The organism is Streptomyces sp. NPDC002004 (genome assembly GCF_053593975.1).
The window spans coordinates 59,410-80,470 of the sequence record NZ_JBSFDP010000031.1 but is presented as its reverse complement, the minus strand read 5'-3'; the positions used below and the strand labels follow the sequence as shown (position 1 = coordinate 80,470).

Sequence of the window (21,061 nt, the reverse complement as noted above, 5' to 3'; positions counted from 1 at the left end):
CCGTCCTGGTCGGGTACGGCGTCGCCCAGGGTTCGACCAAGCGCCGGCCCAGGAAGGACCGGCCGGCACCGGCCGCGCCCACCGCGCCCCCGGCCGCCGCATCCCCGAGGGCCACCCCCGCCGCCGGCGGGACGGCCGCGCACAACGGCACGAGCACGCCGAACGGCACCGTCGCGCTCGGCGCCCGCCCGCTCGCCAAGCCCCCCGTGCGCAAGCTCGCCAAGGATCTCGGCGTGGACCTCGCGACCGTCACGCCCACCGGGCCCGACGGGATCATCACGCGTGAGGACGTGCACGCGGCCGTCGCCGCGGTCGCCGAGCCGGTGGCCCAGGTGTCCCGCGAGACCGCCGTGCCCGCTGCGACCGCCGCGCCCGCCCCCGCCGCCGCCCTCGACGGTGGCGCCCGGGAGACCCGTATCCCGGTCAAGGGCGTCCGCAAGGCCACCGCGCAGGCGATGGTCGGGTCCGCGTTCACCGCGCCGCACGTCACGGAGTTCGTGACGATCGACGTGACGCGCACGATGCGGCTCGTCGAAGAGCTCAAGCAGGACAAGGACATGGAGGGCCTGCGGGTCAACCCGCTGCTGCTCGTCGCCAAGGCCCTGCTCGTCGCGATCAAGCGGAACCCGGACGTCAACGCGTCGTGGGACGAGGCCAACCAGGAGATCGTCCAGAAGCACTACGTGAATCTGGGCATCGCGGCGGCCACGCCCCGTGGGCTGATCGTGCCGAACATCAAGGACGCGCACGCCAAGACCCTGCCGGAGCTGGCGCGGGCGCTCGGCGAGCTGGTCTCCACCGCCCGTGAGGGCAAGACGTCCCCCGCCGCCATGCAGGGCGGCACGGTGACGATCACCAACGTCGGGGTGTTCGGTGTCGACACCGGGACGCCGATCCTCAACCCGGGCGAGTCGGCGATCCTCGCGATGGGCGCGATCAAGCTCCAGCCGTGGGTCCACAAGGGCAAGGTCAAGCCGCGCCAGGTCACCACGCTGGCGCTGTCGTTCGACCACCGCCTGGTCGACGGCGAACTCGGCTCCAAGGTCCTCGCGGACGTCGCCGCGATCCTGGAACAGCCGAAGCGGCTCATCACCTGGGCCTGACCGGTACCGAGCAGGGGCCCGCCCCGTCCGTGGAGGACGGGGCGGGCCCCTGTGCACATCTCCGGGGGATCGCTCAGTCGCGCTGTGCGCCGGCCGGGAGCGAGCGGAGCTTCATGGTCTTCGCGCTGCTCGAGCCGAACGCGTAGTCCATCAGCTTCGCGGCGTCCGTGTAGCGGTTGCTGTCGCTGAGGATGACCCCGACGACGGTCTTCGTGCCGCGGGTCGCGGCGAAGACGATGCACGGCCCCGCCGGGGTGTTCGTCCCCGTCTTGACGCCGATGGCACCGCTGTAGGAGCCGAGCAGTTTGTTGGTGTTGTACCAGGTGTAGGTACGTGTGCCGCCGTTCGCCGCCGGGGCCTTCTGCACCGTCGACTTGGACTTGACGACCGCGCGGAACGTCGAGCTCTTCAGCGCGTGCCGGGTCAGCGTGGCCATGTCGTGCGGCGTCGACAGCGTCTTGCCGCCCGGCGAGTTGCCGTCGAACGAGTCGAAGCTCGTGTTCGTCATGCCGAGCGAACGGGCCTTGCTGTTCATCTTCGAGATGAACGACTTCGTGCGGGCGGTCGTGCTCGTACCGCTGCCGAAGGTGTCGGCGAGCGCCATCGCGGCGTCGCAGCCGGACGGCAGCATCGTCCCGTACAGGAGCTGGCGGACCGTGAGCTTGTCGCCGACCTTCAGGTCGGCCCGGCTGGCGCCGATGCGGTTGACGTAGTCGATGTACGCCTGCTTGACGGTCACCTTGCGGTTCAGGTCGACGTTCGCGGTGTCGAGCACCACGGCGGCCGTCATGATCTTGGTGGTGCTCGCCATCTGCCGCTTGGTGTCGGCGTACTTGCTGTAGATCTTGCCGCCGGTGGCGTTGTTCAGAACGTAGGCGCCCTTGGCGCTGATCGTGGGGGCCGCTGCGGCCTGGGCGGGCGTGGCGAGTGCGCCGCCCGCCAGCACGGCGCTCGCGGTGACCGCTACCGCGGCGGCTCTGCGGAGGCGCACACGCTTGATGCCGGTGATCAAAATACCTGCTCCGATTCCTCGGAAGTCCGGAAAAGCCTGAAATAAAACCCGAAGTGTCCCTCGTGGACGGACCTGTTGAGGGGTCCGCCCCTGAGGAGACTCACGGGGCGGCCCAATGGATGCACGGAAGGGGAAAATTGACCGACGAGAGTGACGGGGCCCCTGTGACGTCCGCATCCTGGACGTGATCCCCGCATGCGTACGGGTTGTATCTATGCTGTGCTCATGTCGACCGCTCCGGCTCCCGCGCCCCCGAAGCAGCCCCCCGCCGCAGACCGCGTCTACCACCACGTCAAGCGCGGTGTCCTGGAACGGCACTACGAGGGCGGCACGCTGCTCACCGAAGGGGAGCTCGCCGAGGCCGTCGGGGTGTCGCGGACGCCGGTGCGCGAGGCGCTGCTGCGGCTGGAGGTCGAAGGGCTGATCAGGCTCTACCCGAAGAAGGGCGCCCTGGTCCTGCCGGTCTCCGCGCAGGAGATCGCGGACGTCGTGGAGACCCGGCTCCTCGTCGAGGAGCACGCGGCGCGCAAGGCCGTGCCCGCGTCGCCGCGGCTGATCGCCCGCCTGGAGGAACTGCTGGAACGGCAGAAGACCCAGGCCGCGGCCGGCGACCTCGCCGAGGCGGCCGTCACCGACCGCTGCTTCCACGCCGAGATCGTGCGCAGCGGCGGCAACGAGATCCTCTCCCGTCTCTACGACCAACTGCGGGACCGGCAGCTGCGGATGGGTGTCGCCGTGATGCACTCGCACCCCGACCGGATCGCCAAGACCCTCGCCGAGCACGAGCAGATCCTGGAGGCGCTGCGGGCCGGCGACGCGGACGCGGCCGTGGCGCTCGTCCACGGACACGTCGGCTGGTTCTCGAACCTGGCCCGGGGCGAGGTCCGATGAGCGCCACCTCCTCGTCCTCCGCCGTCACGCTCCCCGGCGATCCCCCCGGCGGCCGCCGCGCCGTCGCCGTCTGGTCCATAGGCGTCGCCGTCTACTTCGTCGCCGTCATCTTCCGCACCTCGCTCGGCGTCGCCGGACTGGACGCCGCCGACCGCTTCCACGTCAATGCGTCCGCCCTGTCGACCTTCTCGATACTCCAGCTCCTCGTGTACGCGGGCATGCAGATACCCGTCGGCCTGCTGGTGGACCGCCTCGGCACCAAGAAGGTCCTGACGATCGGCGTCGTGCTGTTCACGACGGGCCAGCTGGGCTTCGCCTTCTCGCCGTCGTACGCGACGGCGCTCCTGTCGCGGGCGCTGCTCGGCTGCGGTGACGCGATGACGTTCATCAGCGTGCTGCGGCTCGGCACCCGCTGGTTCCCGGCCCGCAAGGGCCCGTTGGTGGCCCAGCTGGCCGGCCTCGTCGGCATGGCCGGCAACCTGGTCTCGACACTGGTGCTGGCCAGGCTGCTGCACGGTGTCGGCTGGACCGCCGCGTTCGCCGGCAGTGCACTCGCCGGTGTCGTCGTCCTCGCCCTCCTGCTGCTCTTCCTGGAGGACCATCCGCAGGGGCACGCCCCGGAGCCGCTGCCGCACCAGGGAGCGGCGTACGTGCGCCGCCAGATAGCCGCGGCCTGGCGCGAGCCCGGCACCCGGCTCGGTCTGTGGGTGCACTTCACGACCCAGTTCCCGGCGATGGTGTTCCTGCTGCTGTGGGGGCTGCCGTTCCTCGTCGAGGCACAGGGTCTGTCCCGGACCACCGCCGGTGAACTTCTCACCCTCGTGGTGCTGTCGAACATGGCGATAGGCCTGGTGTACGGGCAGATCGTGGCCCGGCACCACAGGGCGCGCAGCCCGCTGGCGCTCGGCACGGTCGGCGCGACCGCCCTCGTGTGGGGCACGACCCTGGCGTATCCCGGCGCGCACGCCCCCGTCTGGCTGCTGGTCGTCCTGTGCACCGTGCTCGGCGCCTGCGGTCCCGCGTCGATGATCGGCTTCGACTTCGCACGGCCCGCGAACCCGCCCGAGCGGCAGGGCACGGCGTCCGGCATCGTCAACATGGGCGGGTTCATCGCCTCGATGACGACACTGCTCGCGATCGGCGTCCTGCTCGACGCGACCGGCGACAACTTCTCGCTGGCGTTCTCGGCGGTGTTCGTGCTGGAGGCGCTGGGGCTCAGTCAGATCCTGCGGCTGCGGACACCTGCGGCCCGCCGTGAGCGGGAACGGCTGGTGGCCAGCCGGGTCGAGGCCGTCCACGTGCCGGCCGTCTGATCCGCCGCCCCGGGGGGACCACCGCGGCCCGACGGTTTCCGGGGCCTCCTGTGCCCATGCCGGAACCGCGAGTCCACATCCCCTCGCCCCACGCCCTGCAATCGGCGCCCGTGCCGCGTCGCCCGGTGCGCCCCCGCGCGCGCCTTCGGCCTCACGCCCGGTGCCGGCCGTCCGGGCCCCCGTGCCCGGCGAACCCGCGCCGGGCCGCCCCTTCGGCCGCCCTGTTCATGGCCTCATGTTCTTCACGGCCTCACCGTGGCCGCCGCCTGCCGGCCCCGCGCTTCCCATGGGCTCATGGCGTCATGGTGTCATCGGCTCATGGCGTCATCGGCTCATGGCGTCATCGGCTCACGGCGTCATCGGCTCACGGCGTGAACGCGAACGCGGCCAGGATCGCCGCCACCAGGTCCGGGTCGCCCTCCGTCTTGATCCGGTCGGCCATGGCCTCCGGTGTCACCCGGCCGCAGGCCAGACGGACGTACGTCTCCCAGTCCAGGCTCAGCGTCGCCGCAGGACCGAGGGACGGGGCGCCGTCGATCGTGCCGTGGCCGTCCGCGTCCATCCGCACGGTGCGCAGGAACTCCACGGGCCCGTGGACGTCGACGACGACCGCCGACGAGGGCGGCGCCCCCGCGTCCTTGGCGACGACCTTCGGCAGCACGTCCAGCAGCACGTCGCGCGTGACGTACGCACCGGGCGAGTCCAGGTTGCCGGGCCTGCCGAGCGTGGTGCGCAGATCCTGCTCGTGCACCCACACGTCGAAGGCGCGCCGCCGCATGGCGGATTCCAGGGTCTCCTCGGTGCCGAGCGGGCCGCGCACCTTGGCGTCGGGCTCGCGCGACTCGTTCCGCAGCTGACGCGACCGGCGGATGATCGTGTACTCCAGCTCGGAGGTCATCTCGGGCGCGGTGTGGTGACGCCGCACGTCGACCTGCATCTCCATGTACCGCTGCATATCGGTCTTCACGTGGTACAGGTCGCGCGGCAGCGTGTGGATCGGCCGGGGATCGCCGAGCATCTCGCAGTCGAGCCCGATGACATGGGAGACGATGTCCCGCACCGACCAGCCGGGGCAGGGCGTCGCCCGGTTCCACTCGCCTTCGACGAGCGGCTGCACCAGCTCGGATATCGCTTCGACGGAGTGGGTCCAGGCGTCGGCATAGGTCTGAAGGGTGGGATGGAGACTCACGGGACCCCTTGGCGTGTGGTGCGTGCGGTGGGCTGCGGTGGCTGGCGGTGGGCGGACGGTTCGTTCGCGGTCTGCGGGGGTGGCTGCACGTTAAGTTACGCTGCCTGAAGGCACCCCGGCAGTGCTTTCGTGTGACGATCGTAGGCCGGTGTTGACGGCTCGAATGCCAGGACGGTGGTACTGTGCGCGCCTCGCTCATCCAGATCGGCGTAGACGAGAGCGAATCGGTGGAAAGCCGGCGGTCGCGGGCCGCGGCACTGGTGCGGGAACAGGCCGGGGCCGATCTGGTGGTCCTGCCGGAGCTGTGGACCACCGGGGCGTTCGCGTACCAGGCGTTCGCCACCGAGGCCGAGCCGCTCGAAGGACCCACGTACGAGACGATGGCGAAGGCCGCGAGCGACGCAGGCGTATGGCTGCACGCCGGCTCCATCCCCGAGCGCGACCCCGAGGGACCCCTCTACAACACCTCGCTCGTCTTCTCGCCGGCCGGAGAGCTCGCCGCCGCCTATCGCAAGATCCATCGTTTCGGCTTCGACCAGGGCGAGGCCGTCCTCATGGGCGCCGGGTCCGAACTGGTCACCGTGCGTCTGCCGGAGACCGTGCTCGGCCTCGCCACCTGCTACGACCTCCGCTTCCCGGAGCTGTTCCGCGGGCTCGTCGACGCGGGCGCCGAAACGCTGGTCGTCCCGGCGGGCTGGCCCGAGCGGCGGCGGGGGCACTGGACGCTGCTCGCGCGGGCACGGGCCGTCGAGAACCAGGCGTACGTGCTGGCCTGTGGCACCGGGGGGACCCACGCCGGTGTCGAGCAGGCCGGGCACAGCATCGTCGTCGACCCCTGGGGCGAGGTGGTCGGCGAGGCCGGAGCCGGCGAGCAGGTCCTGACGGTGGACCTCGATCCGGGGAAGGTCGCGGCGACCCGGGAGCAGTTCCCGGCGCTCAAGGACCGGGTCCTCGGGCTGGACCTGCCCCGGCGTTGACGCCCCGGCGGCCCGGCACCGTCCCTGACGGAGGCCGGGCCCGGGAACGCGCGCGGGCGCGGAAGCCCACCCGCACCGGCCGCCCCCGACCGCCTACCCGGCCGCCTACCCGTCCTCCCGCTCCTTCTCCGCCAGATGGATCACGCAGACCGCGACCGCGATGAGCAGCGCCGGGTCGGCGTCCTCCCGGACGATCTCCAGGCCGTACGTCTCGCGCACGGTCAGCCACCGCCGGGAGACGAGCGCAAGCAACTCCCCGTCGTACTCGACGACGAACTCGCGGTCCAGGATCTTCCCGCTGACATCCAGTTCGGTGCCCTCGACGAGGGCGACGCGGTAGTGGTTGCGCAGCAGGGACAGGCGCTTGCGGCGGACCGTCGCGAGGGCCTCGCCGTCCCGCTCGACAACCATCGTGTCGCGCAGGGCGAACATCTTCCGGTGGATGTCGATCAGGACCCGCCCCTGGCGGTCCCTCAGCTCGAAGGTGTCCCGCAGGCGCATCGCCTTGCCGTCGACGAGGAAGACCTTGTCTCCGTGCTCGTCCTCGATCCAGTAGTCGTCGCCGATCCCCAGGATCCGGTCGCGTACGAGGAATCTCATACGGGGACAGGTTCCCCGGCGGCCGGGCCGAAACGCCGCCGGTAGGCCGAGGGGCTGAGCCCGGTCTCCCGGCGCAGCCGGGCCCGCAGATTGGCGGCGGTGCCGAGACCGCTGCGCCGGGCGACGACGTCGAGCCGTTCCTCGCCGCGTTCGATGAGGCGGCAGGCGAGGGCGACCCTCTCCCCGGTCAGCCAGGCCAGCGGCGTCGTGCCGAGCTGGGCGCGGAAGCGGCGGTGCAGGGTCGCGGGGCTGACGGCGGCGTGCGCCGCGAGGCCGGCGACGGTCAGGGGTTCGCCGAGGTGCTCCTGGGCCCAGGCCAGCAGCGGGGCGAGCGACTCGTCGGGCGTCTCGGGCACGGGCCGCTCCACGAACTGGCGCTGGCCGCCGTCCCGGTGGGCGGCGAAGACGAGGCGGCGGCTGACCGCGTTGGCGATCTCGGCGCCGTGGTCGCGGCGCACGATGTGCAGACCGAGGTCGAGTGCCGAGGAACTGCCGGACGCGGTGAGGATGTCACCGTCGTCGACGAACAGCACATCGGACTCGAGCCGGACCCGCGGGTACCGGGCGCGGAACGACTCCGCCCACATCCAGTGGCAGGCGGCCCGCCGCCCGTCGAGCACCCCGGCCTCGGCGATGGTGAACGCACCGCTGCAGAAGCCGACGAGCCGGGCGCCCCGCGCATGGGCGCGGCGGACGGCGTCCAGGACCTCCAAGGAGCGGGGGGTGTCCGTGTCGGGCCGGTTCGGCACGATCACGGTGTCGGCATGCTCGGTCGCCTCGAGCCCGGCGACATCGGTGAGCGTGAAGAACCCGTCGCGCATACGGGTGCGGGGCCCGGGGGAGCACAGCCGGAAGTCGTACAGCTCACGGCCCAGCTCGGGCCGCCGCAGCCCGAACACCTCGATCGCGCAGCTCAGCTCGAAGGGGTTCGAGTTGTCGTCGACGATCACGACGACCCGGTGCGGTCCGCCGCCCGGTGCGGGGTGCTGCGAGGATTCTTGCGCCATATGCGATTTCTAGCACTCGCGGTGCGCGCGCCCCCCGGCGCACGATGACGTCCATGACCAACCGATCCCCCGAACCCGTCGCCCTCGCCGATGCCCTGGCCTCCTTCGACACCCTGTGGAGCCCCCGCATCGTCACCGCCGTCAACGACTACGACGTCCGCGTAGCGAAGGTCGGGGGAGAGCATGTCTGGCACGTCCACGACCACACGGACGAGTTCTTCCTCGTCCTCGACGGCGAGCTGACGATCGCGCTGCGCGAGCCGGCGGGCGAACGCGCGGTCACCCTCGCCAAGGGGTCCGTCTTCACGGTCCCCCGGGGCACCGAGCACAAGCCGTACGCCCCCGACGGCGCGTCGATCCTCCTCTTCGAGCCGACCGGCACCCTCACCGTCGGCGACCGCCACGAGGAGGTCCCGGCGCACGTGGACGCCACCACGGGACACTCCCTCCCCCAGGGCGTCACCGGTCACACCGGCATCCCGGGGCGGCCCGGCCCCCATCACACCCCCTAATGGCACCCTTGAACCATGAACGATCCTGCCCCGGCGCCCACCCCTGCGCCCCGCCGTGCCCGTGTCCGCGCCCCCGAGCTGATCGGCAAGGGCGGCTGGCTGAACACCGGAGGCACCTCGTACACCCTCGCCGACCTGCGAGGACGCATCGTCATTCTGGATTTCTGGACATTTTGCTGCATCAACTGTCTGCACGTCCTCGACGAGCTGCGTGAGCTCGAGGAGAAGCACCGGGACACCGTGGTGATCATCGGTGTGCACTCGCCGAAGTTCGTGCACGAGGCGGAGCACCAGGCGGTCGTCGACGCCGTCGAGCGGTACGGGGTGGAGCACCCGGTGCTCGACGATCCGGAGCTGGCCACCTGGAAGCAGTACGCCGTGCGGGCCTGGCCGACGCTGGTCGTCATCGACCCCGAGGGGTATGTCGTCGCCCAGCACGCGGGTGAGGGGCACGCGCATGCCATCGCCGCGCTGGTGGAGGAGCTGGAGGCCGAGCACGAGACGAAGGGGACGCTGCGGCGCGGTGACGGCCCGTACGTGGCGCCGGAGCCCGAGCCGACGGTCCTGCGCTTCCCGGGCAAGGCACTTGCGCTCCCGAACGGGAACTTCCTGGTCAGCGACACGACCCGGCATCAGCTGGTGGAGCTGGCGGAGGACGGCGAGACGGTCGTACGGCGGATCGGATCCGGCGAGCGCGGGTTCGCCGACGGGCCCGCGGACGTGGCGCGGTTCAGCGAGCCGCAGGGGCTGACCCTCCTCGACGACGGGTCCGTCGTGGTCGCCGACACGGTCAACCACGCGCTGCGGCGGCTCGACCCGGCCGGCGGCGAGGTCACGACCCTCGCCGGGACAGGCCACCAGTGGTGGCAGGGGTCGCCCACCTCGGGTCCCGCCCGCGAGGTGGACCTCTCCTCACCGTGGGACGTCGCCTGGTGGCAGGGCAAGGTCTGGATCGCCATGGCGGGTGTACACCAGCTGTGGACGTACGACCCGGCCGGAGGAGGCACCGTCGCGGTCGCCGCGGGCACGACCAACGAGGGGCTCGTGGACGGGCCCGGTGCCGAGGCCTGGTTCGCCCAGCCGTCCGGTCTTGCGGCCGCCGGCGACCGGCTGTGGATCGCGGACTCCGAGACCTCCGCGCTGCGCTGGGCCGACCCGGACGGTGCCGTGCACACGGCCGTCGGTACCGGCCTCTTCGACTTCGGGCACCGTGACGGGGCCGCCGAACAGGCGCTGTTGCAGCACCCGTTGGGCGTGACCGCGCTGCCGGACGGCTCGGTCGCCGTCAGCGACACGTACAACCACGCGCTGCGCCGGTACGACCCGGCGAGCGGTGAGGTGACCACGCTCGCTACGGATCTGCGGGAGCCGAGTGACGCGGTGCTGGTGGGCGGCGACATCGTCGTGGTGGAGTCGGCGCGGCACCGGCTGACCCGGCTGCGGCTGCCGGAGGAGGCGGTACGCGTCGAGTCCGTCGCCCACCGCACCCGGCGGGCCGCCACCGAGGTCGCCCCGGGCGAGCTCCGACTGGACGTGATCTTCCAGGCTCCGGCCGGTCAGAAGCTCGACACCCGCTACGGCCCGTCGACCCGGCTGCTGGTCTCGTCGACTCCGCCCGAGCTGCTGCTCGCGGGCGAGGGCCCGGACACGGACCTCAGCCGTGTGCTCACTCTCGACCCGGCCGTCACCGAGGGCGTGCTGCACGTCTCGGCCATGGCCGCCTCCTGCGACGACGACCCCGCCAACGAGTACCCCGCGTGCCATGTCCACCAGCAGGACTGGGGCGTGCCGGTGCGGCTGGTGGAGGGCGGCGCGCAGCGGCTGCCGCTGGTGCTGGCGGGGATGGACGCGGACTGAGCGACGGCCCGGAGGGGGCCGGCCCTCAGCCGGCGTAACCGTCACGGCCGTCGATGTGACGGGGCCGGCCCTCCTCCACCACCGGGGCACCGGGCATCAGCACGCGCCGTCGCCGGGCGATGCTGCTGAAGGTGACGACGCCGATCAGGCCGACCGCCATCAGGATCAGCCCGACGACGTCGAGGTTGACGCCCTTCATGTGCCAGTCGGTGCCGAACGTGAGAATGGCTCCCGCGGCTATCAGGATGATGCATCCGCCCAGACCCATGGATCTTTCCTCCCTGCGAGTGCGGTTGGTGCATGTGCGGTACCGGGTACCCCGACATGCACCGGCCATGCGGAGGAGACGGGTTGCCCCGTGCGGACGTGGTCGTCGCGCCCGGGGACGTGGGCGCGGTCAGCCCTCCAGGAAGGCGACCAGTGCGTTCGCCAGCAGGAACGGGTCGTCGGCGCCGCAGAGTTCGCGTGCGCTGTGCATCGACAGGATCGCCACGCCGATGTCGACGGTCTTGATTCCGTGCCGGGCCGCGGTGATCGGGCCGATCGTGGTGCCGCACGGCATGGAGTTGTTGGAGACGAAGGTCTGGAACGCCACGCCGGCCTTGTCGCACGCCGCGGCGAACACGGCGCGGCCGGAGCCGTCCGTGGCGTAGCGGTTGTTGACGTTCACCTTCAGGATCGGGCCGCCGTTGGCGCGCGGGTGGTGGGTGGGGTCGTGCCGCTCCGCGTAGTTGGGGTGTACGGCGTGGCCGGTGTCGGAGGACAGGCAGACGGTGCCGGCGAAGGCGCGAGCCCGGTCCTCGTACGAGCCGCCGCGGGCGAAGACGGAGCGTTCCAGCACCGATCCGAGGAGCGGGCCGTCGGCGCCGGTGTCGGACTGCGAGCCGTTCTCCTCGTGGTCGAAGGCGGCGAACACCGGGATGTACGGGAGGTCGGAGGAGCCGGCGACGGCGGCCAGTGCGGCCGTACAGGCGTGCACCGACAGCAGGTTGTCCATCCGCGGGCCCGCCACCAGGTCCCGGTCGCGGCCGAGGTGGGCGGGGCGCTCCACGGAGTGCACCATCAGGTCCCAGCCGGTGACCGAGCCCTTGTCGATGCCCTCCTCCTGCTCCAGGAAGCGGATCAGGTCGCCGTCGGAGACGTCGTTGCCGAGGCCCCAGACGGGCTGCAGATGGCGCTGTTTGTCGAGCTTGAGGCCGTCCGATGTGACGCTGCGGTCCAGGTGGATGGCGAGCTGCGGTACGCGCAGCAGCGGCCGGTCGACGTTGACCAGCCGGGTGGAGCCGTCCCGCAGGGAGAGCCGTCCGGACAGGCCCAGGTCGCGGTCCAGCCAGGAGTTGAGCAACGGCCCGCCGTAGATCTCGACCGCGACCTGCCGCCAGCCGTGCGCGCCGGTGTCCGGCAGCGGCTTGACCCGGAGGTTCGGCGAGTCCGTGTGCGCGCCCACGATCCGGAAGGGGGTGTGCGGGGCGGCACCCTCCGGTACGTACCACGCGACGATGGCGCCGCCCCGCAGCACGTATTTCCCGCCCGTCGAACCGTCCCAGGCGTCGGTCTCCGCGACCTGGCGGAAGCCTGCCTTCTCCAGCCGCTCGGCGGCGTTCGCCACGGCGTGGTACGGCGACGGGCTCGCCGCGAGGAAGGACATGAGGTCGTCGGTGTGGCCGCGGTCGAAGCGGGTGGGAGTGCTCATGCCGTCAGCGTAACGAGCGGTGCGGACACCGGGGGCGGCCGTTTCCGCGAAGGCGGGCCGTGCAGTGCCGCCATCGGCCGGACCGGGCCGCACCGGCCCGGGAAATGTCCGGAAACAGGCTCCCGGCCCCGGTGCGCGGCCGCAGCGCCCCGGGCGGGCACGTGCACGGCCCTGCGGCCGGGCGGCGACGGGAGGATCGTGCGGCGGGCCGGACGGGCCGTGCGGCGGCCTTCCGTGAACGCGACAGCGGCCCGCCGCCCGGGTGTTCCGGGCAACGGGCCGCCGTGCACGGGCGCGGCCCGGGGAGGACAGGTCCCCGGGCCGCGCCCTGGACGAGTGTGCGACTAGAACGCCGCCTCGTCCAGCTCCATCAGGTCGAGGTCGACGCCCTCGGCCAGCTTGCGCTCGGCGGCGACGCCGGGCAGGACGTTCGCGGCGAAGAACTTCGCGGCGGCGATCTTGCCGGTGTAGAAGGCCTTGTCCTTGGCGGAGGCGTTCGCCAGTGCCTCGGCGGCCACGGCGGCGCCCTTCAGCAGCAGGTAGCCGACGACGACGTCACCGGAGGCCAGCAGCAGGCGGGTGGTGTTGAGGCCGACCTTGTAGATGGACTTGACGTCCTTCTCGGTCGCGGCGAGGTCGGTCAGCATCACACCGACGATCGCCTCGAGCTCGGCGGCGGCCTTGGCGAGCTCCTCGCGGGCCGTGGCCAGCTCCTCGCCGCCGGCGCCGAGCGCCAGGAACTTCTTGATCTCCTCGGCGAGGGAGTTCAGCGCGGCGCCCTGGTTGCGGACGATCTTGCGGAAGAAGTAGTCCTGGCCCTGGATCGCCGTGGTGCCCTCGTAGAGGGTGTCGATCTTGGCGTCGCGGATGTACTGCTCGATCGGGTACTCCTGCAGGAAGCCGGAGCCGCCGAAGGTCTGCAGCGACTGGGCGAGCTGCTCGTAGCCCTTCTCGGAGCCGTAGCCCTTGACGATCGGCAGGAGCAGGTCGTTCAGCGCCTCCTCGTGCGAGGCGTCCTCGCCCGAGGTCTCCTTGAGGGCGATGGTGTCCTGGATGGCCGCCGTGTGCAGGACCAGGGCGCGCATGCCCTCCGCGTACGCCTTCTGCGTCATCAGCGAGCGGCGCACGTCCGGGTGGTGCGTGATGGTGACCTTCGGCGCGGTCTTGTCCATGAAGTTCGCCAGGTCCGGGCCCTGGACGCGCTCCTTGGCGTACTCGAGGGCGTTGAGGTAGCCCGTCGACAGCGTCGAGATCGCCTTCGTGCCGACCATCATGCGAGCGAACTCGATGATGCGGAACATCTGGCGGATGCCTTCGTGCTTGTCGCCGATCAGCCAGCCCTTGGCGGGGTGCTTGTCGCCGAAGGTCATCTCGCAGGTGTTGGAGGCCTTCAGGCCCATCTTGTGCTCGACGTTCGTGGCGTAGACGCCGTTGCGCTCGCCCAGCTCGCCGGTCTCGAAGTCGAAGAGGTACTTCGGGACGAGGAAGAGGGACAGGCCCTTGGTGCCGGGACCGGCACCCTCGGGGCGGGCGAGGACGTAGTGGAGGATGTTCTCCTCCATGTCGTGCTCACCGGACGTGATGAAGCGCTTCACGCCCTCGATGTGCCAGGAGCCGTCCTCCTGCTGGACGGCCTTGGTGCGTCCGGCGCCGACGTCCGAGCCGGCGTCCGGCTCGGTCAGCACCATGGTGGAGCCCCAGGTCTTCTCGACCGCTATCTCCGCGATCTTCTTCTGGGCCTCGGTGCCCTCGTCGAAGAGGATGCGGGCGAACGCCGGGCCGGAGGAGTACATCCAGACCGCCGGGTTCGCGCCGAGGATCAGCTCCGCGTACGCCCAGATCAGGGACGGCGGGGCGGTGGTGCCGCCGATCTCCTCGGGCAGGCCCAGACGCCAGTACTCGGAGTCCATGAAGGCCTTGTAGCTCTTCTTGAAGGACGCCGGGACCGGAGCGGTGTTCGTCTCGGGGTCGAAGACCGGCGGGTTGCGGTCGGCGTCGGCGAAGGACTCCGCCAGCTCGTTCTCGGCCAGGCGGGTCAGCTCCGACAGGATGCTCTTCGCGGTCTCGACGTCCATCTCCGCGAACGGGCCGGTGCCGTACAGCTTGTCGCGCCCGAGCACCTCGAAGAGGTTGAACTCGATGTCGCGGAGATTCGACTTGTAGTGCCCCATGGCGACGGCTCCGTTAGCAGTTCGGGGAGGGATGTCCTCGATACACGTACCAGCAAGTAGCTTCGATGATGCTACCCGTCGGTAATAAGAATCAACCCCCGAGGGTGCATATGTGGCCCACTACTCTTTGAGGCATGTACGGCTACGACCAGAACCCGGGCGCCCAGCAGCAGTACGCGCCGCCCCAGCCGCCGCCGCAGCAGCAGATGCCCGGGGGGTACGGCCAGCAGTCGCCGCTCTACCCGGAGCCGTCGCCCCCGTCGCTCGCGGACGCCGTGCGCGCCTTCACCACGGGGGCCCTGTCCGCCGAGGACTTCCAGCAGGTCTTCGCCACGTCGAAGGTGTACTGCCCGCGCGGCGACAACCCCGGTTTCCTCGCGCTGCACAACACGCAGCAGCCCGTGATCCCGATGTTCACCTCGCTCAAGGAGCTGCGCCGGTACGCGGGCAAGGAGTCGAAGTACTTCGTGATCACCGGTGCCGAGGTCATCGACCTGCTGCCCACGGGCTACGGCTTCGTCCTCGACATGGAGGGCGACCACCGCATGGTCTTCGACGCCAAGGCGGTCGAACAGATGGTCGACTTCGCGATGCGGCGGATGTACGGCTAGACGCCTTGTTCCGTGGGTGGCCGGCCCCGCCGGCCCGGCGGCCCGCACCGCCGCCGTACCGGTGGCCGGCCGCTTTTCCGAGTGGAACGACGACGCACCCGACGCCCGGAGGGAATTCCCTCCGGGCGTCTTCTGTTTGCGGTGGCAGAAAGTTCTACGTTCAACTAAACTCGGAGCACAAGGAGGTCCACCATGCCTGCAGTGACCGTCGAGAACCCGCTGACCCTGCCCCGTGTCGTGGCGCCGGCCGATGCCGTGGCCCGCCCCGTCCTGGCCGTGACCGACGCACCCAGCGGTTTCGAGGGTGAGGGTTTCCCGGTTCGCCGTGCGTTCGCCGGGATCAACTACAAGTACCTCGACCCGTTCATCATGATGGACCAGATGGGCGAGGTGGACTACGCGCCGGGCGAGCCCAAGGGCACCCCCTGGCACCCCCACCGCGGCTTCGAGACCGTCACGTACATCATCGACGGCATCTTCGACCACCAGGACTCGCAGGGCGGTGGCGGCACCATCACCAACGGCGACACCCAGTGGATGACGGCCGGATCGGGCCTCCTGCACATAGAGGCGCCGCCGGAGTCGCTCGTCATGTCCGGCGGCCTCTTCCACGGTCTGCAGCTGTGGGTGAACCTCCCCGCCGAGGACAAGATGATGGCCCCGCGCTACCAGGACATCCGTGGCGGCAGCGTCCAGCTGCTCACCTCCCCCGATGGCGGCGCCCTGCTGCGCGTCATCGCCGGTGAACTGGACGGCCACCAGGGTCCCGGTATCACGCACACGCCGATCACGATGATCCACGCGACGCTGGCGCCCGGAGCCGAGATCACGCTCCCGTGGCGCGAGGACTTCAACGGCCTCGCGTACGTGCTGGCCGGCCGAGGCAGCGTGGGCACGGACCGGCGGCCCGTCCGTCTCGGGCAGACCGCCGTGTTCGGCGCGGGCTCCTCGATCACCGTCCGCGCGGACGAGAAGCAGGACTCCCACACCCCGGACCTGGAGGTCGTCCTCCTCGGCGGCCGGCCGATCCGGGAGCCCATGGCCCACTACGGCCCCTTCGTCATGAACACCCGCGCAGAGCTCCAGCAGGCCTTCGAGGACTTCCAGAAGGGACGGCTCGGGACGATTCCCGCGGTCCACGGGATGTCGGAGGGCGGCCTGTAGGTCACCACTGGGGTGGTGAGGGAGGACCCGTCGCGGCGCGACGGTCCGCCGGAAGGGCCGGCGGACCGTCGCGCCGTCATTCGGGCCGGGGTGCCGACTACGGAGCAGCCGGCGCGAGCAGCTCTGCCTGGAGATTCGGTGCGAGGGTCCTCGGTGGAGTGGTGATGACTTCGGATGTGGCGTTGCTTCCCGTGGACTGGAAGGCCACGAGGGTGAGCACGTCACCGGCGTTCAGCTGGACGATCGCGGACGCTTCCTGTGCGATGAAACCGATTCCGCTGTCCGCGGTGCCCTGATCGTCAATGGCTACGGCGGGGACGCCGTTGACGGAGATGAAGATCTCATGATCTTGGAACGCGGCCTGGTTGAAGCTCCAATAGAGCTGCCCCCTGACGAGGTAGCGACCCGTGACGTTGACCGTCAGACTCGACGTCAACGGATTGAACGTCGTGTTGTCGGTGTACTCCTGCTGGTCGAATGTGATCTGGGTACCGCTCCCGCCGGACGGGATCGTCTGGTTCGTTGTGGCGTAGATGCTCCCGCCCGCATGGACCGAATTCCCTGCCGCTCCTGTGGGTCCTGTCGGGCCGGTGTTGCCGTTGAGGCCGTTCAAGCCTGCGGGTCCTGTCGGGCCCGTGTTGCCCTTCGGTCCGGTGGGGCCGGTTTGACCGTTGAGGCCGTTGAGGCCTGCGGGTCCGGTCGGTCCGGTCGGGCCGGTTTGACCGTTGAGGCCGTTGAGACCTGCGGGTCCGGTGGGGCCGGTGTTGCCGTTGAGACCATTGAGGCCTGCGGGTCCGGTCGGTCCGGTCTGACCGTTGAGGCCGTTCAGCCCGGCGGGTCCGGTCGGGCCCGTTGGGCCGGTCGCCCCCTGACCTGCTGGTCCTGTGGGTCCCGTCGGGCCGGTGACCCCCGCACCCGTCGGCCCTGTCGGACCGGTCGGCCCCGTGTTGCCCTTCGGGCCTGTCGGTCCCGTCGGTCCCGTGTTGCCCTTGTGGCAGTCGTCCTTCCCGCCGTCCCGCAGCGAGGTGTCGGAGGACGGAGCAGCCTTGGGCTTGGGGTGCTGGTTGTCGTCGCACTTGCCGTCCCGCACGAGCGTGGCGGCCCGCGGGTGACCCACGCCGTGTGTGGCAGCCACTGCCGGACTGATCACCCCGGTGGCAAGGACCACCGCGAGCGAGGCGATCGCCCCGCCCACCTTCCACAGGTGCTGACGTGGCAGCGGTCCCATCCAGGACCCTGACCCGTACTCAGGACTCATCGGCATGCTCCTCGTTCGGTCGCTCGGCGGACTTCACGTCCGGAACCCGAGAGCGAGCCTGGACCAGGCCAGTCGTTCGACCACCGCATACGAGGGCGATGACGCCGGTGATCAGTCGTTCGGAGCGATGCGGCACGCCTGAACGGTGCAATCCCGCGGCGCGACGGTTCCCGCGGGGCAGCAGGACGGCCCGGCCCCTCTTTCGGCCCTCCCGGGGCGACGCCGGCACGGGCCCGTGATCGGGTAGGAGGGGTGACCGCCCTGCTGCCCGAGACCGCCCGGCGCATCGCCGCCTGGTGCGTCGTGCTGCTGCTCGTCAGCGGCGTGGGCGCGGTGGTGATCTGGCTGATCGTCACCTTCAAGCCCGTGGTGACGCCGGTGCTGCTCGCGCTGCTCGGCACCGCGCTGCTCGGCCCGTTGTACCGGTGGCTGGTGGGTGTGCGGGTGCAGCGGTCGCTGGCCGCCGCCCTGACCTGCCTCGCGGTGCTCGCGGTCGTCGGCGGCGTGGCGTACATCGTGGTCACCGCGCTCCTCCACACCGGCGACGAGATCATCGCCTCGCTCCGGCAGGCCGCGAAGGCGATCACGCAGCGCTTCGGCGCGTCGGGCACGTCCCTGGACGATCTCGCGAAGGACTCCAGGCAACTACTGGCCAAGTTCGGCGGAACCGCCGCGTCCGGGGTGATCAGCGGGATCAGCGTGGTCGGCGAGATCCTCGCGTGGGCCGTCCTGGCACTGCTGCTGATGTTCTTCTTCCTCAGGGACTCCGGCCGGGCCCTGGCCGCCCTCCACTCGCTCGCGCCGAGCGGTCAGGGCGAGACCCTGGAAGCCATGGCCCGGCGCGCCTTCGAGGCCGTCGAGGGCTATATGCGCGGGACCACCGCCATCGCGTTCATCGACGCGGTCTGCATCACCATCGGGCTGCTCGTCCTGCGCGTCCCCGGTGCCGCGGGCCTGGGCGCGCTCGTCTTCGTCGGCGCCTACATCCCCTATCTCGGGGCCTTCGTCTCGGGCGGCGTCGCGGTGCTCGTGGCGCTCGCGGACCGCGGCTTCGTCATCGCGCTGTGGGTGCTGGCCGTGGTGCTGGCCGTGCAGCAGCTGGAGGGGCATGTGCTCCAGCCGATGATCCAGAGCCGGTTCGTGCAGATCCACCCGGCCGCCGTGATGCTGTCCATCGCCGCGGGCGCGTCCGTCGCCGGGGTGCTCGGCATGCTGCTCGCCGTGCCGGTGGCCGCGGCGGGCTTCGGTGTGCTGTCGGAGGTGCGGCGGCGTTACGCGGCGTCCTCGGGGACCACGTCGGGCCCGCCCCCCGAGGCGCCGTCCGGCGACTCGTAGAGCTCGAACCAGATGCTCTTGCCCTCGCCGCGCGGGTCCACGCCCCAGCCGTCCGCGAGGAGTTCCATCAGGACCAGGCCGCGTCCCGACGACGCCAGCTCCCCCGGGTGCCGCTTGTGCGGCAGGTCGTCGCTGGTGTCGGCCACCTCGACGCGCAGCCGCCGTGCGCCCGGCTCCCCGGTGATCTCGGCGACCATGCCCGCGTCGCCGTCGGTGTGCACCAGGACGTTGGTGACCGTCTCGGAGAGCATCAGCACCGCCGAGTCGACCTGGTCGGGGTCGGCCCAGTCGTGCAGCAGCTCCCGCAGCTGCTGGCGGGCGCCCGCGACCCGGCGCGGCTCGGCCTGGGCCACGGTCAGCACGATGCGCCGCGCGGGGGTGACCAGCTCGGTGCCCATGGCGCGGCGCAGCAGCACCACGGCGATGTCGTCCTCGCGGCGGTCCACCAGCGGGCCGGTCGTGTAGTGCGAGGAGGGCCCGTGCACGGCCTGCACCAGTGCGTCGGCCAGCTCCTCCAGGCCCCGGCCGCCCTCGAGGTTCTCGCCGGGGTAGGCCTCCAGGGTGGAGCGGATGCGGTGCCAGCCGGTGTCCAGGTCGTGGCCGCCGGTCTCGATCAGGCCGTCGGTGCAGATCAGCAGGGTCTCGCCGGGCTGGAGGACGAGCCGGGTCGTGGGGTAGTCGGCGTCCGGGTCGATGCCGAGCGGCAGCCCGCCCGGGGTCGGCCGCAGGATGACGGTCCCGTCGGCCAGCCGGATCGCCGGTTCGGGGTGTCCCGCGCGGGCGATGTCCAGCACGCCGGTGCGCGGATCGGCCTCCACGTAGAGGCAGGTCGCGAACCGCGGGTCCGACGGCTCGACCTGCTCGGGGCCGCCGGTCGAGCCGTACGTCACCGAGTCCGTCACACCCGCCAGGAACCGCCCGGCCCGGGAGAGCACCGCGTCCGGACGGTGCCCTTCGGCGGCGTACGCCCGCAGCGCGGTCCGCAGTTGTCCCATGAGACCCGCCGCCCGTACGTCGTGCCCCTGCACGTCGCCGATGACCAGGGCGATCCGCCCGGACGGCAGCGGGATCACGTCGTACCAGTCGCCGCCCACCTGGAGGCCGCCGCCGGTGGGGATGTAGCGGGCGGCGACGCGCATGCCCGGGATCGCCGGGCCCAGCGTCGGCAGCATCGCCCGCTGGAGCCCGGCGGTCAGCTCCCGCTCGGACTCGGCGGCCCCGGCTCGCGAGAGCGCCTGCGCCAGCATCCGCGCCACCGTCGTGAGCACGGAGCGCTCGTCGGGCGTGAAGGACACCGGGTAGGCGAACGCGGCCATCCACGCGCCGATCGTGCGGCCCGCGACGATCAGCGGCAGGAACGCCCAGGACCTGCGGTGGAACTGCTCGGCGAGCGGCCAGGTGGTCGGGTAGCGCTCGCGGTACTCCTCCGGCGACGCGAGGTAGACGGCGCGTCCGCTGCGCACCACCTCGGCGGCCGGATAGTCGGTCTCCAGCGGCATCGCCGAGAACGGGCCGTCGTCGCCGGGCTGGTGCCCGTGGTGCCCGATGACCGTGAGCCGCTCGCCCTCCACCCCGAACACGGCGAGTCCGTCCGGGGTGAACCCCGGCATCGACAGGCCCGCCGCGACCCGCAGCACCTCCTGCGTCGACAGTGCCTCGGCCAGGGCGCGGCCCGCGTCCAGCAGGAAGGCCTCGCGGGAGCGGCGCCAGTCGCCGGTCACCGGGGTGCGCGCGGCGGCTCCCGGCGGTGCCTCGGACACCTCCTGGAGGGTGCCCACCAGCTCGTATGCGCCGTGCGCGGGGCGGGCGCTGGGCTTGGAGCGGCTGCGTACGGTGCGGATCACCCGGCCCTGCTCGTCCATGACCCGCAGCCGGGCCTCGGCGAGGGTGCCCTCGGCGACGGCGAGCTGGACGATCCCGTCGATCTCGTTCCAGTCGACGGGATGAAAACGGGAGCGCACGGCCGCCTCGCTCAGCGTCACCAGCTGCGCGGGCAGGCCCAGCAGCCGGGCGGCCTCCGCGTCGAGGGTGACGGTCCCGGCAGCGTTGTCCCAGCGCCACAGGCCTGTCGCGAGGGTCACCAGGACGTCCTCCACCGGCGGGAGGAGGTCATCGGTGCGCATATTGACCTACTTTATTCCGGTCCTCGGTGACCTGGCGTGCCGGGTGCGGCGGCCCGCGGGGTCGGGCGGCGTCCGGGGCCCGCGGCGGCGCCGTCGGTGCCGGCGCCCCCGGGGAGCACGCCATGCGCGCGACGCCCGGAACCCTCACCGAGCGTATCGGAAAGCGATCTCCGGGAAACGATCTTCCGGCCGGGAGGGAGGCGCCCTGCCGGGCGGCCCGGGGAGCCGATCTCCGTGGGACGGGG

The 21,061-nt window shown here is 71.4% G+C and carries 18 protein-coding genes; 9 read left to right on the top strand and 9 right to left on the bottom strand.

The genetic code is table 11. The annotated features are described in order from the left end of the window. Positions 1–1,103 (top strand): dihydrolipoamide acetyltransferase family protein (locus ACWCP6_RS30370; protein WP_450935788.1); only part of this gene is annotated, 1,103 nt, incomplete at its 5' end. Between the two features lie 73 nt (positions 1,104–1,176). Here the strand turns inward: ACWCP6_RS30370 and ACWCP6_RS30365 are convergent. Further along, a complete protein-coding gene (locus tag ACWCP6_RS30365; protein WP_450935787.1) occupies positions 1,177–2,094 on the bottom strand; it encodes a D-alanyl-D-alanine carboxypeptidase family protein in 918 nt (305 codons plus the stop codon). 246 nt (positions 2,095–2,340) lie between these two features. Between ACWCP6_RS30365 and ACWCP6_RS30360 the strand changes: the two genes are divergently transcribed. Continuing rightward, positions 2,341–3,006 (top strand): GntR family transcriptional regulator, encoded by a 666-nt coding sequence (locus tag ACWCP6_RS30360; protein WP_450935786.1) that lies wholly within the window; start codon positions 2,341–2,343, stop codon positions 3,004–3,006. Further along, positions 3,003–4,319, top strand: a complete 1,317-nt coding sequence (locus ACWCP6_RS30355) for an MFS transporter (RefSeq protein ID WP_450935785.1) — start codon at positions 3,003–3,005, stop codon at positions 4,317–4,319. The genes ACWCP6_RS30360 and ACWCP6_RS30355 overlap by 4 nt, the downstream gene beginning before the upstream one ends. A gap of 364 nt (positions 4,320–4,683) precedes the next feature. Here the strand turns inward: ACWCP6_RS30355 and ACWCP6_RS30350 are convergent, their stop codons facing one another. Further along, positions 4,684–5,508: a maleylpyruvate isomerase family mycothiol-dependent enzyme gene (locus ACWCP6_RS30350; RefSeq protein WP_450935784.1), complete on the bottom strand. Its 825-nt coding sequence runs from the start codon at positions 5,506–5,508 to the stop codon at positions 4,684–4,686. Positions 5,509–5,690: 182 nt separating this feature from the next. Here ACWCP6_RS30350 and ACWCP6_RS30345 point away from each other — a divergent pair, with 182 nt between their 5' ends. Beyond that, positions 5,691–6,485, top strand: coding sequence for a carbon-nitrogen family hydrolase (locus tag ACWCP6_RS30345; protein ID WP_450935783.1), 795 nt, complete (start codon positions 5,691–5,693; stop codon positions 6,483–6,485). A gap of 105 nt (positions 6,486–6,590) precedes the next feature. On the opposite strand, the gene ACWCP6_RS30340 is transcribed toward ACWCP6_RS30345, so the two are convergent. Together ACWCP6_RS30340 and ACWCP6_RS30335 are read right to left on the bottom strand one after the other, a co-directional pair. Next, positions 6,591–7,085 carry an LURP-one-related/scramblase family protein gene (locus tag ACWCP6_RS30340; protein WP_450935782.1) on the bottom strand — a complete coding sequence of 165 codons (495 nt, stop codon included), beginning with the start codon at positions 7,083–7,085 and terminating at the stop codon, positions 6,591–6,593. Then, positions 7,082–8,092, bottom strand: coding sequence for a GlxA family transcriptional regulator (locus tag ACWCP6_RS30335; RefSeq protein ID WP_450935781.1), 1,011 nt, complete (start codon positions 8,090–8,092; stop codon positions 7,082–7,084). The genes ACWCP6_RS30340 and ACWCP6_RS30335 overlap by 4 nt, the downstream gene beginning before the upstream one ends. A gap of 53 nt (positions 8,093–8,145) precedes the next feature. On the opposite strand from ACWCP6_RS30335, the gene ACWCP6_RS30330 reads away from it, so the two are divergent. Together ACWCP6_RS30330 and ACWCP6_RS30325 are read left to right on the top strand one after the other, a co-directional pair. Next, positions 8,146–8,604, top strand: coding sequence for a cupin domain-containing protein (locus ACWCP6_RS30330; protein WP_450935780.1), 459 nt, complete (start codon positions 8,146–8,148; stop codon positions 8,602–8,604). A 15-nt stretch (positions 8,605–8,619) separates the two neighbouring features. Then, positions 8,620–10,461, top strand: coding sequence for an NHL domain-containing thioredoxin family protein (locus tag ACWCP6_RS30325; RefSeq protein WP_450935779.1), 1,842 nt, complete (start codon positions 8,620–8,622; stop codon positions 10,459–10,461). Between the two features lie 25 nt (positions 10,462–10,486). On the opposite strand, the gene ACWCP6_RS30320 is transcribed toward ACWCP6_RS30325, so the two are convergent. From ACWCP6_RS30320 to ACWCP6_RS30310, 3 genes are all read right to left on the bottom strand, one after another. Continuing rightward, the gene (locus ACWCP6_RS30320; RefSeq protein WP_450935778.1) at positions 10,487–10,729 is read right to left on the bottom strand and encodes a hypothetical protein; all 243 of its coding nucleotides are present in this window, start codon (positions 10,727–10,729) and stop codon (positions 10,487–10,489) included. A gap of 129 nt (positions 10,730–10,858) precedes the next feature. After that, the gene (locus ACWCP6_RS30315) at positions 10,859–12,154 is read right to left on the bottom strand and encodes a M18 family aminopeptidase (protein ID WP_450935777.1); all 1,296 of its coding nucleotides are present in this window, start codon (positions 12,152–12,154) and stop codon (positions 10,859–10,861) included. Between the two features lie 344 nt (positions 12,155–12,498). After that, positions 12,499–14,325: an acyl-CoA dehydrogenase gene (locus ACWCP6_RS30310; RefSeq protein WP_450935776.1), complete on the bottom strand. Its 1,827-nt coding sequence runs from the start codon at positions 14,323–14,325 to the stop codon at positions 12,499–12,501. A gap of 134 nt (positions 14,326–14,459) precedes the next feature. On the opposite strand from ACWCP6_RS30310, the gene ACWCP6_RS30305 reads away from it, so the two are divergent. Both ACWCP6_RS30305 and ACWCP6_RS30300 read left to right on the top strand, forming a co-directional pair. Further along, complete coding sequence (locus ACWCP6_RS30305) at positions 14,460–14,936, top strand: SseB family protein (RefSeq protein WP_450935775.1); 477 nt, start codon at positions 14,460–14,462, stop codon at positions 14,934–14,936. A gap of 192 nt (positions 14,937–15,128) precedes the next feature. Then, positions 15,129–16,100: a pirin family protein gene (locus tag ACWCP6_RS30300; protein ID WP_450935774.1), complete on the top strand. Its 972-nt coding sequence runs from the start codon at positions 15,129–15,131 to the stop codon at positions 16,098–16,100. A 97-nt stretch (positions 16,101–16,197) separates the two neighbouring features. Here ACWCP6_RS30300 and ACWCP6_RS30295 read toward each other — a convergent pair whose 3' ends face one another. Continuing rightward, on the bottom strand, positions 16,198–17,358 hold the full coding sequence (locus ACWCP6_RS30295; RefSeq protein WP_450935773.1) for a hypothetical protein: 1,161 nt from the start codon (positions 17,356–17,358) through the stop codon (positions 16,198–16,200). A 252-nt stretch (positions 17,359–17,610) separates the two neighbouring features. On the opposite strand from ACWCP6_RS30295, the gene ACWCP6_RS30290 reads away from it, so the two are divergent. Continuing rightward, complete coding sequence (locus ACWCP6_RS30290) at positions 17,611–18,693, top strand: AI-2E family transporter (RefSeq protein WP_450935772.1); 1,083 nt, start codon at positions 17,611–17,613, stop codon at positions 18,691–18,693. Here the strand turns inward: ACWCP6_RS30290 and ACWCP6_RS30285 are convergent. Then, positions 18,630–20,816: an ATP-binding SpoIIE family protein phosphatase gene (locus tag ACWCP6_RS30285; RefSeq protein WP_450935771.1), complete on the bottom strand. Its 2,187-nt coding sequence runs from the start codon at positions 20,814–20,816 to the stop codon at positions 18,630–18,632. The two genes, ACWCP6_RS30290 and ACWCP6_RS30285, sit on opposite strands and share 64 nt — an antisense overlap. Between the last annotated feature and the right edge of the window lie 245 nt (positions 20,817–21,061).

Excerpts from the sequence above, each read along its gene's own strand:
- ACWCP6_RS30340 (WP_450935782.1), bottom strand. The coding sequence starts at position 7,085 with ATGAGATTCCTCGTACGCGACCGGATCCTGGGGATCGGCGACGACTAC.
- ACWCP6_RS30315 (WP_450935777.1), bottom strand. The coding sequence starts at position 12,154 with ATGAGCACTCCCACCCGCTTCGACCGCGGCCACACCGACGACCTCATG.
- ACWCP6_RS30285 (WP_450935771.1), bottom strand. The coding sequence starts at position 20,816 with ATGCGCACCGATGACCTCCTCCCGCCGGTGGAGGACGTCCTGGTGACC.
- ACWCP6_RS30330 (WP_450935780.1), top strand. The coding sequence starts at position 8,146 with ATGACCAACCGATCCCCCGAACCCGTCGCCCTCGCCGATGCCCTGGCC.
- ACWCP6_RS30320 (WP_450935778.1), bottom strand. The coding sequence starts at position 10,729 with ATGGGTCTGGGCGGATGCATCATCCTGATAGCCGCGGGAGCCATTCTC.
- ACWCP6_RS30305 (WP_450935775.1), top strand. The coding sequence starts at position 14,460 with ATGTACGGCTACGACCAGAACCCGGGCGCCCAGCAGCAGTACGCGCCG.
- ACWCP6_RS30300 (WP_450935774.1), top strand. The coding sequence starts at position 15,129 with ATGCCTGCAGTGACCGTCGAGAACCCGCTGACCCTGCCCCGTGTCGTG.
- ACWCP6_RS30335 (WP_450935781.1), bottom strand. The coding sequence starts at position 8,092 with ATGGCGCAAGAATCCTCGCAGCACCCCGCACCGGGCGGCGGACCGCAC.
- ACWCP6_RS30325 (WP_450935779.1), top strand. The coding sequence starts at position 8,620 with ATGAACGATCCTGCCCCGGCGCCCACCCCTGCGCCCCGCCGTGCCCGT.
- ACWCP6_RS30295 (WP_450935773.1), bottom strand. The coding sequence starts at position 17,358 with ATGAGTCCTGAGTACGGGTCAGGGTCCTGGATGGGACCGCTGCCACGT.
- ACWCP6_RS30355 (WP_450935785.1), top strand. The coding sequence starts at position 3,003 with ATGAGCGCCACCTCCTCGTCCTCCGCCGTCACGCTCCCCGGCGATCCC.
- ACWCP6_RS30310 (WP_450935776.1), bottom strand. The coding sequence starts at position 14,325 with ATGGGGCACTACAAGTCGAATCTCCGCGACATCGAGTTCAACCTCTTC.
- ACWCP6_RS30360 (WP_450935786.1), top strand. The coding sequence starts at position 2,341 with ATGTCGACCGCTCCGGCTCCCGCGCCCCCGAAGCAGCCCCCCGCCGCA.